Raw genomic sequence first — 12542 nt, 5'->3', positions numbered from 1 at the left:
CCAAAGCCACCGCTTGCCATGCATGACGGAACACACGATAGCCAGGCAAGCAGCCCAGACTCAGCACCATCGATGCTCAAGGTTTTTCCAGCGGCTCAGGTATGAAGCCTTGCTCCCTGAGGGACTTGATCACCCCCCGAATTAGATAGTTGTTTGAAAAGCCGATCGTGTACTGCCTCGCCCCTGGATTGAGCGGCAGGAGCATCCCTTGATCTACTAGCTTTTTGATAAGGTACGTCCGTTGATTGCTCGACTGCTGAGGCAGTGCGGCTGCTACATCTGCAGACTTCACTACCTTCAATTTTATTGCGGCCGATAGCACGGTCTCTTCCGTCTCCGTGATCCACTCTCGTTCCCGTGCGAAAGCCACGGCAGGGGCGAGTATGCATTTGGTCAGGTAGGCATAGTTTGTGGGGCGGTCTACCTTCTCCAGTTCATCACGAATGCCTTCCCGCACGTATGTGCACCACTCCTCCAGCCCTTCCTTTGTTCCTTTATCGGCGGTGGCAAGCATTGCGTAATAACGCTCACGGTCGTTGCAGAACACGGCTGTGGGGTTTAGCACGCGGCCGCCTGTGCTGACGTTGAAGCCATACTTCATCAGGAGCGCGTAGGTCAGAAGCCTGACCACGCGGCCGTTGCCATTACCGAATGGGTGTATCCACCCAAACCTATGGTGAGCCAGCGCTACCTTCATGAGGTCATACTTCGGTGAGTCTTCACGATTCATGAGGAACGCTCTCGCTGCTTTTAGGTGTCAGTACCGCAGTATGGATTCGATACGCGTTGCGCTTCACCAAGTCGCCACTGAGTTATTCGGTAGGAGGAAGGTGCCAAGCATGTACACGCTTCGTCACCAGTTCGGAGCAAATCTGAAAGCCTTAGGTATGTCTGCGATCGAGATGGCATACATCATGGGGCACCAGGCTACCGATTCGATTAGCCGCTACGGCGATAAAAGACTTGGATATGCAGAAGTGGTTCAGGTCAAGCCCGCTAGCGATGCTGATCTCTCCAGCGTGAGAGATACAGTGCCTGCGCGGATTCATGCGGTCGCTCTGGCTTTCCGTGACAAGCGAGAGTTAGAGCGTAGGTCTGGGGTCGCTGACAGCTGAGGTGGTATGTTTTCGCCTATTGGTTTGATCGTTTCAGAGGACTACGCTGTTGATACCCCATAGGCGATAAGAGCATTCTGCTCACGCCCTTCTCCTTGGATGTAACCCATAAACGACAATGCCCGTATCGATGGATACGGGCATTGCCTTCAGCTAAGCGCCGGCCTGCTAGGTTTGCACACAGTCCGTTTCAGTGGGCTTCTAAGTGAGTTAGAACCATGCTTTTTTGGAAAGGACGTATGTGTTTTCGAATTCTTCGTCCGATTTAGTCACGTAGAGAATGAACTCAATGAACGCGATTATGCCGATAATGACAGAGGGGATTCCCAAGATAATCCAGCCGAATACAAAGACCAACAACATTATCAAGCCTTGCGTTTTATACCCTAGATAAAACTTATGAGCGCCAAATGCTCCTAGGAAAAACGCAAATAGTGCTGCTGTGAGTTTTTTAGAGCTTCCGACCCCTGAAGCTTTGACGAGATAAATAGCCTCAGCGTCATCGCCGCTAACAGAAAAGTCTACTTCACTTCCGGCGCTTGGCAATGTAGCGCTTTTCCAGTTATTGATATTGAATGCATACCTTGAGCCGTCTGCGCCGGAAATAATGCCACTACGACTCTCAGTTTTGTAGTCCAGTACCTTGCCCTTCATTGAAGTTCCTTCCTTGCTATTTATAGCCAATATAATGATTAATGCATAATTGCGTTAGCCGCATATCTCCAGCTACGAACTGAGACAGCGTTCGCGGGTAACACCACATGAACAATCCCCCAAAGCGTAGGCATAGATATCAATATGATATTGCTGTTGAGGGGTTCATGGCAAAAACTATTTTCTGAGTATGGTGACGTCTCAGGGTACGCCGTGGCTTTCGCTTTTCAAGTCCGCCGCATCATTTGGCCTATGTCCTCGCAGGGGATGTCGACTCGCTGCAACAGCGCATCGAAATATTGGCTCAACACACTGCATGACTGCGGCAGAACCCTATCTGCGAGATTGAATTCGGCATGATTGAACGGTCGATGGATCAATTCTGCTCGTGCCCAAGTGCACTTCTGCTCGCGGGCCAATGGCTCGGGCTGTGTGACTTACTGATAGTTCTCAGCATTAAAAGCCCAACGACCGCTTTTGAGCTGCAGCTTGCTGCAGTGCGTAGGCCGAAAACAGCCCGCTGATGGCGGGCTTGCCTAACAGCTATGGCTGCCTCAGCGAAGATCGGTGCTCAGGCTTGGCGTGCCGAAACCTTCTAGCGTCGCGTTTGATGCATTCAGATACTGAGACCAGAACTGGCCGAGCGCATCCATTGTCTTGCCGGAGCGGTAGGCATGCTTGACCGAGTCGGTGACCAATCCGGCACCAGAAACGTATACGCGCGAACCCTGCAGATCTGCGAACAGCCCCTTGCTCTCTGCGAGTTTGAGCTCGTTGGTTATATTGAGCTGCTTGATCTGGTTTGAGGCGTAGAAGCTGGTGTAGTCCGAATGCTCAAGCATGTCCGAAATCAGGTAGACAACTCGATCATTCACTCCCTGTTCGCGGTGCATGTCCTCACCCACCTTGCGCAGGGAGTTCATGATTTCGCTTTTAGGAATGTCTTGGCGGGCATCGCGCAAGCCTTTCACGAACTGCTTGCCGAAGCCCGCTTGAAATGCTTTTTTCTGAGTCGCCAGGCACTGGTCGAGCGAGCGTAGTTTGCGCATGTTGACGTCGTCACGCACTTCACCTTCGAGCGGCATGTCCAGCTCGCCTGCGTAGGCCAGGCGCAGATATTCTCCAGGGAGAAAGGCCGAGAAGGTGTACAGCTTCACCCGGTCGCCGGCTTGAACAAATCGGTCAACGTGGGCCCAGCTGCCACGCTGCAGATCCTCAGGCATCGGAATGGTCTGGTCGATGATAACGACCAACTCCCGCCCGGTTCCCGCCGGCTTGATCGCAGTCAGCCCGCCACGGTCATAGCAGCTCTGCAGGTCGTTTCGCTCAGACGCCAGCACCGTAAAAGGCAGGGTCAGTAAAAAGATCAGGGCCTTTGCAGCGTTCACGACAACGTTCCCTCTGTCTTAGTCGGGAACAGGCCCAGCGTTTTGAGAGTCTGCTGCTGTTCGCGTATGTCACGCAGTTGAGCTTCGGTGACATTCAGTGCGCGGCTGGCAACAGCAAGGCTCTCCTCGGCCAGGCCGGTGACATCATGAAACTCGGAGGCCTTGATCGCGGCGGTAGGCTCAGTCGCAGCGGCAGGCGCAGTTTCGGCGACAGCATGAGCCGTTGCGGTCTCAACCGGTGGCACTATGGCGACCGCGGCAGGCTGAGCAGCAAGAGCGGGCTGTATCGCAGCTCTCTGAGTGACCTTGCCGGCCTTGTACTGGACATAGGCCAAAAAGTTCCGGTGCGCCGAATTTTCGCCATCCAGAGCGCCAAGCACTCCGGAGTTGGTGTGGTCGCGGGTCGAAAGCTTCGTCTGCAGGCGGCGTAACTTGTCGTCAGCGTGACTCGCAATGGCCGTACGGTGCTGATCCATAGCGTCCATCATTTCTTCGGCCGTCGCGTACTTGTGGGTCAGTCGCCAAGCCGTGTGCGAGTGCGTACCTGCGAAATAATATTTGCTTGCCAGCCAGATGCTGATGCCCTGAATGGCGATATAGATCAGTGACAGCATGACGTAGGTGGTCAGGCTGGCCTGGCGGATCGCCTCCATCTTGTCGGTGATGGTAGCGTCCTCAGCTTCGTCATTAATGACCTGGGATTCTTCCGGCAGGTCGAACGGTGAACCGAAACTGCTGGCGCTTTGTGCAGAAGCCTCGGCACGCATGCCGTTGACCATTTCGGTTTCGATGCTGTCCAGGCTAGCGGAGCGAACCACGAAGGCGCCAACAGCCATGCTGGCAACAAAAGCACCGCAGACGATCAGCGACAGAAACTTGCGCGACACGTCGGTATTGACGTCCTTCATGCGGGCCAGCAGTTGCTGATAGTCAGGGCTGTTATCGTCGGAGAACGAGTCTTCGAGGTTGATCTGCTTGTTAATAGCCTTGAGAGAGCTAGGACGCTTGCTCGGCTCATCGACCTGCCACGAATGACGCGCACGGGCAACCAAAGTGTTGTGGTGCACAGTATGGCCGGCGATTTCGGCACAGATTGCCGAAGCCACGGCTAGTAGGATTGCGGTGCCGGCCGTCAGCAAATGACGATCATTGGTCGAGGCATCCATGTTCATCCAGCCCGCGAGCACATAGGCAAAACCCATCGCCTCGATGAGGACCAGACCGATGACCAGAAACAATACCCATGCCGGACGAGGCGGGCGGCCGGCTTCACCGGCCTTGGCAAGATAGTCGAGCGAAGCGTTGTAAGCCTCAGGACCCCTCACATACTTCTTATATTCGCGGTAGTAGACGCCGGCCAGTGTCACTTCATGGTTGATCCAGCCGTCGCTATCGACCGACGACGGCTTGCGAGCCAGGCGTGCCACCGTGCCGACTAGCGGAAAGCTGTGCCATACGCGAATCAAAAAGTAGGAAACTTGCTCCCAATATTTCCAGACAAATACGGCGCTTACCAACAATGAAAGCACGCCCGTAGTAAGCAACTGATTGGCAAGGATCAGGGATTTGAGTGCCGCTAGAGAAAAGTCTTCCATTTAGGATTTCCGTGACTGGGATTATTTGGTAGCAGGGATTGGCATGAACGAAGCCATGTAGGCTTCAGAACCGGCGGGATAGTACAGAGCGCCTTCGGTAACCTTGGCATTGCCCTTACTAAATACGAGATCCATGCAGGACACTGGTGTCTTGGCATCACTGGCGAAAACGCGATACAGCACCTGGCTCTCACCTTCGTAGGTATTGGCGACGGCCTTGATCGTCTGGGCCTTTCTGCTGTTTTGGTCATAGTCCTTGACCACCTGCACAATCGGCTGACGGTCTACCTGCGCGTTTTCCCTCAGAATCGAGACGGGGGACACCGTGACCAGGTGACCGTTAACGGTGTTGGCCCACACGCGGTTGTTGTAGCCCGGCAGATAGTCACGGGTGGCACGACGTTGCAAAGGTTTGTCATCCGCCATGCTCAGAATCGCACCTGCGTTACGCGGCATGTCGGCTTCGCAGCTAACCATCGGCATTTCGCTGGCGCGTGCTGAGCTGATCAGCTCGAACCCACTGCTCTTAGGCCTGATGTTTTGAGCCATGGTCCAGTTGTAGGCTTGTGCTGGTTTGCCTGCAAAGTCGACAGCCGGCTCAGCCTTGGCGACCTGCTTTGCAGCGCTGAGGGCGGGAGATGCAGGCGTCTTAGAGGCCGTAGTCTGAACAGGCGTCGGTGCGCTTTTCGATTGGGATGCCTCTGCTGTCTGTCCGCTGTTTGCTTTCGGCTTGGCAGTCGTGGAGGTGCCGTACTGCAGGTACTTTGTATTGCCTGCCTCAGCCTGCGCTCGCATTGCCAAGGCTTGCTCGTTGGCCAGTTCCACGATCTCCACGCGACGGTTTTGCCCCCGCACAAGCGGGTCGCTGTTGTCTGCGATCGGGCGCGAAGACCCCGCGCCCTGATAGAAGATTGATGTGGAGGGAATTCCCGCCCGAACCAGCGCCTTGCCCACGGTGCGTGCACGGCGCTCGGACAACTTTTGGTTGTACGCCGCGCCGCCGGTAGCATCGCTATGGCCTACCACGAGCAGGCGACGCGTTTGCAGCTGTTCGGTGGCCGCTTGAGGGTCAGTTTCGGTGGGCTTTGCGTACATCTGTGCCAGCTTGGTGACGGCGCGCGTGCCGCTGTCGGTCAGTCGATCAGAGTCGCTGGAAAACATGCCGCTGTCTTCGATTTGGGTAACGAGACCCGCGTCCTTTGGCACAGCAGTGACGATCGCGCCGGACGCCACCGTTAGCTGTTCGGTGGTGATTTTCAGGTTTTCTTCCTTGGCGATGCGGTCCAGCTCTTGGAGGCGGGACTGCCAGGCATGGCCCAGGGCGCAGCCAATTGCGCCGCCGGCTGCTGCACCGATAAGCGCTCCATCGTTGCCCTTTAACGCGTAGCCAGCCGCACCACCTGCAATGATCCCAACCCCGCACAGGACCGGCATACCGTAGTCCTTGCCGATGGTGGTGACAGAATCTTTTAGCCCCTGCATTTGTTGATTGCTGCAGCCGGCTATCGTAAGAAACGCGCAACTGAGCGCGGTTAGGCGAAACGAATGGTGCATGACGGCTCCCTGTCGGTATTTTTTGGCGGCCTATAGGCACATGCCGAGCGCGGAATTTACAGAGAGATTGATCACGCCGCTAGTGTGAACCAGCCCACTAAGCATCTTTTTACGGGTGGACCAGAAGGTGGCGGCATTCGTAGGCCATCACCGCCAGACCGCTCTTACACCAAATCAGCCGTAGTGTTAAAGGCTTGAGTTTGGAAAGTGGCTTTGCTCGACGCTTACAGCGAAGCGGCTGTAATGCGAGTTCAGTATTTATTACTCTGCAGGAGTAGCGCTGATCGCGTGCGGCGGACGATGCTATTCCGCTTCTGGCTGGTTGCTGCCTGTGCTAGAGGGCAGCTTCGGTTGGAGACAGTTGATCATTGAAGGTCAATATAAAAAAAGCCAGGCAACGCCTGTAATGCTGTTCACTTAAGCGGAGCAGCCTTACGATCCACCGGATACCGGGTTTTGGAAATCTTCACCGTCCTTGGCCTCCCTGGCCTTGGACGGTGATCCAGAAACAGTGGCGTCGCCGTGATTCCTTCGATGCGAACGATCCGGAGAACTACAACCCAGCCCAGGACGTATGGCGCGTAGAGCTGCGTTACCACCACTCGGTTATCCAGCAATTCGCCAGCGGCTCTGTGGACGTGAAGACCGGCCAAGCCATCGACACGGACTCCTTTGACACCTTCTCGGCCCATCTGGAAGGGCCGTGGCGATACGGCATGAGCCAATTCAAGCTACTTGCCCGCCCTGGCTATTTCGAACCCATTTGGACGCTGCTGCGTGAAGACGCACGGGTCGACCTGCCAGTGGACTCCCTAGTCGATGAGACGGAATACAAGCGCTACTACAAAACCTCTAGGGGCTTCTCGGGCAAGAACGTGGAGTTGTTCCTGGGAAACTTCGTAAGCCTGCTGGCAAGGGAGCGAGTGGGCGCTAAGAAGGCATTCGAGACCCTAAAGCAATGGGATTGCTGGCCGGTCATTCGTGATCACTACGCCGCCAAGGAGATGAGCGAGCGGGATCTGTACAAGCACATCAAGAACTTGCTTCAAGAGCGACATGTGAGGTGGGGTAGGGCGGTCTGATGGCAATTGAACAACTGCCTGACGGTCGCTGGAAAGTAGATGTCGAACCCATCAAGGGCAAACGCTTCCGCAAGACGTTCAAGACCAAGGGCGAAGCCCAACGATTCGAGGCGACGTGTCGAGCAAAGGTAATCGAGAACCGGGAGTGGTCGCCCAGCACGGCTGATACGCGACGGCTAACCGGGCTTATCGAGTCTTGGTATGACCTGCACGGCCATTCGCTCAGAGACGGCTTGCGGCGGCGTAAGAAACTCGATGCTTTGGCTAAGCGGTTACGAGATCCCATCGCCTCGCGGATCGATCCGCAAGCCTCAAATATGAGAATCCGCTCGCCCTGGTGAGGCCATTGAAGATCCAGGAGCGTGAGCTTTCCTGGCGGACGACCCCCCAGATTGCGGAGCTGCTGGATTCCATCCGTACAGGCTGCGATAACCCTCACGTCGAACCGGTCGTGTTGATCTGCTTGGCTACCGGTGCTCGATGGTCTGAGGCGGAAAAGCTGAAGCCAACCAGTGTTCGGAATGGCGTCATCACGTTCAGCGGGACGAAAAGCGGAAAGGTGCGGTCGGTGCCGATCTCGGCAGAGTTGGAGAAGCGACTTGCGAAACACTGGAAGCAGCACGGTTCGTTCATGCACACGATCACTTCGTTCCGCCGTGCTCTGGCCCGGACGACCATCAGGCTACCGAAAGGGCAAGCCGCTCATGCACTCCGGCATACCTTCGCCAGTCACTTCATCCAGAACGGCGGGAACATCCTCACGCTACAGAAGATCCTGGGCCATTCGAGCTTGGCCATGACGATGCGCTATGCCCATTTGGCACCGGATCATCTGCAGGATGCGATTCGCTTCGGGCCGGTGCTCTTGGTCGTTACAGCTGTAACTAAGGAGGCTTGCCCCGTTTGATTTTTGCTTTAGCTGGCAGGTTGTGCCATCCACCCTTAGCCAGACGCTTTTGTACATGTGCCTGATACTGGATCGGTTCGGGAGGTTTTTTACGCTGATGACGCAATTGATTACAGCGGATGCATGCTGCGGCGATGTTTAGCGACCCGTCTTTTCCACCGTCTTGGCGGGCAACGAGGTGTTCGGCTGTGCATTGGAAATGGCGGGCCTGTGCGACTTTTATGCCGTGTGCTTTCGCGAACGCTTCGGGGGAGTCGCGCCACATCTGAAAGCCGCAATAGCAGCATTTGCCATCTTGGCGATCAAAGGCAGAGTTGCGGTGCTTTTTGAGAGGTTTACTGGCCACGACGGCCTCCTATATGAAAAAAGGAAGTCCGCGTGATCAATAGAGAAACACCACGGTACCAGTGCCTAAGGGCATAACTGGCCTAACACTGCTCCAGTAGAGGATGCAGCGAGTCGAAGATAGCCAAAGACGTCAGGTCGGTAAAGTGTGGATTCGGTGCAATGTTGTGCGTGGCGTCGACACTTCTTCGACACCCGTTACTCCAGAAAGCAAAAACCCCTGAAATTCACTAGGAAAATCAGGGGTTTAGGTGTTTCGAATTGGGCCGGGGGGATTTGAATCCCAAACGTCAATGTCCCGGCCAAATCAAGGCTTCAGCGCATTGTGCAAGAAACCTTGATTTGTTGGATTGCTCACAGTGAGCGCGAGTATATGAACCTTTCGAGTCTTGTCAAGCATGGCATTCACCTATCTGTGAGAGCGGTTTTGCATGCATTGGCGAGTAGAGCAATCCGACGTCGGTTGGGTTTAGGCTGCGTTGAAGCCAAACGTTCCCTGGGTTTGAAGTTACCAATGATCTAGCGAGGCGTCTTGGGTTTCGAAGGTGTTCCCATGGGCACCCGATCATGATCAACTCAACTCTCGGTCTTATCTCGACTGCGGTTCGAGGTTCATGGAGTGGGCTTGCTTGAAGGGACTGAAAGCGTCGGTCAGCTTGTATCGCGGGCGAGCCTGATTCTGGGTTTCAATCGCGAGCTGCGAAGCGGCGCGAAAAAGGATGGGGCTGACAGCGTTCGCTCAAGGTGTGGTTGCCAGTACCTTATGGGCGAAGGTAACCAGCTCAGGGCAGTCACCGTTGTTGCTGGTTCGGTCGACAAAAAAGCCTCGGATGCCTACTGCCGTTGGCCCATCTCGGTCGCAACGTTGGGAGTCGCCGACCATCCATGATGCGGTTGGGGATGCCCCAAGCTGATCGCAAACCCAACTGTAGATAGCGGGTTCCGGCTTCATTACGCCTAAGTCACAGCTAAATGCATACGCGTCTAGCGTGGGGTAACAACGCAGGACAGCTTGCCGGTACGGGAAAGCCAGGTTCGAGCAAACACCGATTCGAATGCCTTGTTCTTGGAGCAGTTTTACTGCTTCGAGTCCGTCGGGATATGCCTCAACGGCTGCAATCTCATCCGCCAGGACAGTTTCCAGAGCGCTCAATTGTTCAGGGCTTGCAGTAATCCCTAAATGCGCTGCGGCTTGCGTCAAGGTAATCGGGGATTTCATCAGGACAGACGCGTCGTCCGGACGGGAGCGCCGACCATGCGCCTTTCCGATCTTCATCAATTGCCGGTAGGGATGCGACCCATCTTGGATCTTCATCAGTGTCCCGAAAGCATCAAAAATAACGGCCTGTATGGTCATTACTCATCCCGTTACGACAGGGTATCAACCGACGTGTTTGATTGGCCCTGAGTACTTCGCTATAGCGTGATCACTGGTTACGAGGATGAAGCCTTCCGTAGCTGCTTGTCCGATGAGCATCCGGTCAAATGGGTCGCTGTGAAGAAGAGGCAAGGCCGCGGCCGCAATGGCGTGTTGGCTGGTCATGGTCAGTTCCGTGTAGTCGCCGTCCAGAAGAGCCCTTCTTAGCACTCCTGGATCGAACTGAAAGCTGGCTTTGCCCATTGCGTTTTTAATGCCGATTTCCCAGATGCTAGCGGCGCTGAAGAACAGCTCATTGGCGCGATCCTCGATCATCTCCACAGCCTCTCGTGGGAGAGATGATGGGGCCGCGCAGGCCCAGAGTAGGATATGAGTGTCCAGCAGCAGCTTCATACGCCAAACATCGCTTCGATTTCGTCTCGAAAAGGCGCATCGATATCGTCTGGTACCGCAAAGGCACCGCTAAGCATGCCCAATCGCGGTTTGGCTTCATGATCGACTGCGACTACACGGACCATAGGCTTGCCAGCCTTGGCGATTATGAACGGGTTGCCTTGGCTCGCCTCGAGGATGAGCTGGGACAGGTGAGTTTTGGCATCGTGGATGTTGACCGTTTTAGGCGATGTGCCGAGATCGCTTTCAGATTTCATCGACTGCACCTCAGGTTAGCTAAGCTGCTTAGTCTATTCCCGCTGGGGCGAGGTGGCAACTGTCGTCGTCAGCTGTGAGCTGTTATGGCTCGCAGTTTGTCCGTAACGTTGCGGTTATCAGAAATTATGAACAAGCCATAATTATTGCTGAGCCATAATTCAAATTAATTCGTGGCGCCGCCGTAGATAACGAGGGAATCGCGCCTGTTCCCTTCCGCGTCACAGGCGCGCCTCGCTTTTCGAAACAACCCGTGCGTGTGAGCAATTTTAAAATCCGAAAGGGCGGCTCAGGGCCAGCTGGGTCAGCATCGCATCGCATCGACCGCGACGAGAGGGCTCGATCCCAATAGGTTATTCATCGTGCCCAAGACCTACGTCCGATTGAAAGTTGGTTTTGTACTGTTCGGGTGGGTAAGTAACGAGATCTTGTCAATATATACGTATCAGATATACCGATGGTCGATGGTTGCCTTTTAGTTTTCTAAAAGTGCTTGACGTACAGTGTTGAGGGTTGGATTATCTTCTCGTCTTGAGATGTTAAATTGTTCTATAGCTGAGCGTAGTAGGTCGTTACCCCCTGCATTGAACAGATCAGGAAGTGCCGTGGTTATAATAGTTATGACTGATGTGGATTCTATGCTGATCGTCGCAAGCTCGATTTAAGTTAATAGCTGTAAGCCGTCTATTCGACCGTCAAACTATAAATAGACGATAGTCGGAACCGAAAGTAATTGGACGCATATTGTTCATCCTTGGAGCAGGTTCGCCGGGGCAGAGAAGTATCGCCTGAATTATACCTATTGAGATGTTGGCGGTTAAATTAAGGAAGAGGGTATGGACGATTTAAAGAAGATATCCAATTTATTGTATGCTCCGGGTGATGTAATGCCTGGCATCGAAATGTCGTTGGAGGAGGCGTGCGCGCGGGGTGCTGCGGCTGCTTTGTTTGATGCCATGCCATTTTGTGCTGTGCGTGATTGGGTTTGGATTGATCTGATCGTTCCTGAATCAATACGAGAAACGTTACAAGCATCCGGTCAACAGCCCGTGATGGTGTATGCAGGCCACGTGTTGTATGACAGCGCTCGCCGTTTCGAAGCGGGTGACTGGGTGCGGACGACGCAACTTGTTGAGTTCGCTGACGAGTGCGTTTTTAGAACGCGCAATACGCGATATGTGCTTGTTGGGCCGGGCGTTCGCAAGAGCGCTGAGCTCTCTACTGTCTTCAGTATCTTATGGTAGGCGGCTCGGTATGGCGGAGGGTGGACATGGCAGTTCTAGCTAATCGTGATAACGATGTGCATTGCGACGTTTGTGGTACCTCTACTCGGGTACCTGGTTACGGCGAGCAATTCGGCGCGCTACAAGCGAGTTGGGGGTACGGCGCGCGTCATGATGGTGAGCGTTACCGCGTCCGACTGTGTGAGTCCTGCTTTTTCATGGCTTTGTCGTATTTCAGGCAGGAGCGACGCGTACATCACTTGTTTGATGACGCACCGCAAGATGACGACCATGAGTTTGGGCGTATCGCTCGCGATGACTATTGGGCCGACAGCTAGCCGAGTATCCAAGCCGAATAGCGGAGCTTTTGATATTTCTTTCGTCCACAACCGAGTCTCGTTATGCATATTCATCTCCTTTCAGATTTGCATCTTGAAGTGAGCTCTTACGTGCCGGCTGCTACGGACGCTGATGTCGTAGTTCTAGCGGGTGACATCCATACTAAAGCCCGTGGCGTTCGATGGGCTTTAGATAGCTTTAGCGGAACGGTTCTCTACGGTAACCGTCCGCCGAACCCATCTCCCCGCTTCTTCCAGATAGCGGCATGGTGTGCACCTATTTTTGGTGGACACCATTTCAAGCCACTTTCTGGA

General features: G+C 54.5%; 11 protein-coding genes and 4 pseudogenes. 6 read left to right on the top strand and 9 right to left on the bottom strand.

Annotation, left to right across the window (positions count from 1 at the left end; all coding sequences use genetic code 11):
- Nucleotides 1-76: 76 nt before the first annotated feature.
- Nucleotides 77-730, bottom strand: a pseudogene (locus ACIGHL_RS20800) (Fic family protein); the annotation flags it as partial.
- Nucleotides 731-839: 109 nt separating this feature from the next.
- On the opposite strand from ACIGHL_RS20800, the gene ACIGHL_RS20795 reads away from it, so the two are divergent.
- Complete coding sequence (locus tag ACIGHL_RS20795; protein ID WP_128121590.1) at nucleotides 840-1115, top strand: site-specific integrase; 276 nt, start codon at nucleotides 840-842, stop codon at nucleotides 1113-1115.
- 210 nt (nucleotides 1116-1325) lie between these two features.
- Here the strand turns inward: ACIGHL_RS20795 and ACIGHL_RS20790 are convergent, their stop codons facing one another.
- From ACIGHL_RS20790 to ACIGHL_RS20775, 4 genes are all read right to left on the bottom strand, one after another.
- Complete coding sequence (locus tag ACIGHL_RS20790; RefSeq protein WP_128121591.1) at nucleotides 1326-1769, bottom strand: TM2 domain-containing protein; 444 nt, start codon at nucleotides 1767-1769, stop codon at nucleotides 1326-1328.
- A 554-nt stretch (nucleotides 1770-2323) separates the two neighbouring features.
- Nucleotides 2324-3157, bottom strand: a complete 834-nt coding sequence (locus ACIGHL_RS20785) for a hypothetical protein (protein WP_128121592.1) — start codon at nucleotides 3155-3157, stop codon at nucleotides 2324-2326.
- Entirely contained in the window at nucleotides 3154-4752 is a 1599-nt protein-coding gene (locus ACIGHL_RS20780; RefSeq protein WP_128121593.1) for a hypothetical protein, read from the bottom strand. Before ACIGHL_RS20780 ends, ACIGHL_RS20785 begins: the two co-directional genes overlap by 4 nt.
- 21 nt (nucleotides 4753-4773) lie before the next feature.
- Nucleotides 4774-6234 (bottom strand): OmpA family protein, encoded by a 1461-nt coding sequence (locus ACIGHL_RS20775; RefSeq protein ID WP_241509280.1) that lies wholly within the window; start codon nucleotides 6232-6234, stop codon nucleotides 4774-4776.
- 584 nt (nucleotides 6235-6818) lie between these two features.
- Here ACIGHL_RS20775 and ACIGHL_RS20770 point away from each other — a divergent pair.
- A pseudogene (locus ACIGHL_RS20770) lies at nucleotides 6819-7388 on the top strand (hypothetical protein); the annotation flags it as partial.
- A pseudogene (locus tag ACIGHL_RS20765) lies at nucleotides 7388-8295 on the top strand (phage integrase). The pseudogenes ACIGHL_RS20770 and ACIGHL_RS20765, both read left to right, overlap by 1 nt.
- Here the strand turns inward: ACIGHL_RS20765 and ACIGHL_RS20760 are convergent.
- From ACIGHL_RS20760 to ACIGHL_RS20745, 4 genes are all read right to left on the bottom strand, one after another.
- Nucleotides 8273-8641 carry an HNH endonuclease gene (locus ACIGHL_RS20760; RefSeq protein WP_128121596.1) on the bottom strand — a complete coding sequence of 123 codons (369 nt, stop codon included), beginning with the start codon at nucleotides 8639-8641 and terminating at the stop codon, nucleotides 8273-8275. The pseudogene ACIGHL_RS20765 and the gene ACIGHL_RS20760 overlap by 23 nt on opposite strands.
- A gap of 738 nt (nucleotides 8642-9379) precedes the next feature.
- The gene (locus tag ACIGHL_RS20755; RefSeq protein WP_125853252.1) at nucleotides 9380-9997 is read right to left on the bottom strand and encodes an HAD family hydrolase; all 618 of its coding nucleotides are present in this window, start codon (nucleotides 9995-9997) and stop codon (nucleotides 9380-9382) included.
- 24 nt (nucleotides 9998-10021) lie between these two features.
- Nucleotides 10022-10411 (bottom strand): type II toxin-antitoxin system VapC family toxin, encoded by a 390-nt coding sequence (locus tag ACIGHL_RS20750; RefSeq protein WP_102846534.1) that lies wholly within the window; start codon nucleotides 10409-10411, stop codon nucleotides 10022-10024.
- Entirely contained in the window at nucleotides 10408-10668 is a 261-nt protein-coding gene (locus tag ACIGHL_RS20745; protein ID WP_102846533.1) for a type II toxin-antitoxin system Phd/YefM family antitoxin, read from the bottom strand. The genes ACIGHL_RS20750 and ACIGHL_RS20745 overlap by 4 nt, the downstream gene beginning before the upstream one ends.
- An 834-nt stretch (nucleotides 10669-11502) precedes the next feature.
- Here ACIGHL_RS20745 and ACIGHL_RS20740 point away from each other — a divergent pair.
- The 3 genes and pseudogenes from ACIGHL_RS20740 to ACIGHL_RS20730 all read left to right on the top strand — a co-directional run.
- Nucleotides 11503-11910 (top strand): DUF6957 family protein, encoded by a 408-nt coding sequence (locus ACIGHL_RS20740; RefSeq protein WP_128121597.1) that lies wholly within the window; start codon nucleotides 11503-11505, stop codon nucleotides 11908-11910.
- 26 nt (nucleotides 11911-11936) lie between these two features.
- Nucleotides 11937-12227: a hypothetical protein gene (locus ACIGHL_RS20735; protein ID WP_128121598.1), complete on the top strand. Its 291-nt coding sequence runs from the start codon at nucleotides 11937-11939 to the stop codon at nucleotides 12225-12227.
- Between the two features lie 63 nt (nucleotides 12228-12290).
- Nucleotides 12291-12542, top strand: a pseudogene (locus tag ACIGHL_RS20730) (hypothetical protein); the annotation flags it as partial.

The sequence above is a fragment of the Pseudomonas sp. NPDC077451 genome (genome assembly GCF_044543345.1).
GTDB lineage: Bacteria > Pseudomonadota > Gammaproteobacteria > Pseudomonadales > Pseudomonadaceae > Stutzerimonas.
The sequence above is the reverse complement of the archived record's forward strand: the minus strand, read 5'-3'. Positions and strand labels throughout refer to the sequence as shown.

What these genes read in the sequence shown, in the direction of transcription:
- ACIGHL_RS20795 (WP_128121590.1), top strand. Translation starts at nt 840, where the DNA reads ATGTACACGCTTCGTCACCAGTTCGGAGCAAATCTGAAAGCCTTAGGT.
- ACIGHL_RS20790 (WP_128121591.1), bottom strand. Translation starts at nt 1,769, where the DNA reads ATGAAGGGCAAGGTACTGGACTACAAAACTGAGAGTCGTAGTGGCATT.
- ACIGHL_RS20780 (WP_128121593.1), bottom strand. Translation starts at nt 4,752, where the DNA reads ATGGAAGACTTTTCTCTAGCGGCACTCAAATCCCTGATCCTTGCCAAT.
- ACIGHL_RS20775 (WP_241509280.1), bottom strand. Translation starts at nt 6,234, where the DNA reads ATGCAGGGGCTAAAAGATTCTGTCACCACCATCGGCAAGGACTACGGT.
- ACIGHL_RS20755 (WP_125853252.1), bottom strand. Translation starts at nt 9,997, where the DNA reads ATGACCATACAGGCCGTTATTTTTGATGCTTTCGGGACACTGATGAAG.
- ACIGHL_RS20750 (WP_102846534.1), bottom strand. Translation starts at nt 10,411, where the DNA reads ATGAAGCTGCTGCTGGACACTCATATCCTACTCTGGGCCTGCGCGGCC.
- ACIGHL_RS20745 (WP_102846533.1), bottom strand. Translation starts at nt 10,668, where the DNA reads ATGAAATCTGAAAGCGATCTCGGCACATCGCCTAAAACGGTCAACATC.
- ACIGHL_RS20740 (WP_128121597.1), top strand. Translation starts at nt 11,503, where the DNA reads ATGGACGATTTAAAGAAGATATCCAATTTATTGTATGCTCCGGGTGAT.
- ACIGHL_RS20735 (WP_128121598.1), top strand. Translation starts at nt 11,937, where the DNA reads ATGGCAGTTCTAGCTAATCGTGATAACGATGTGCATTGCGACGTTTGT.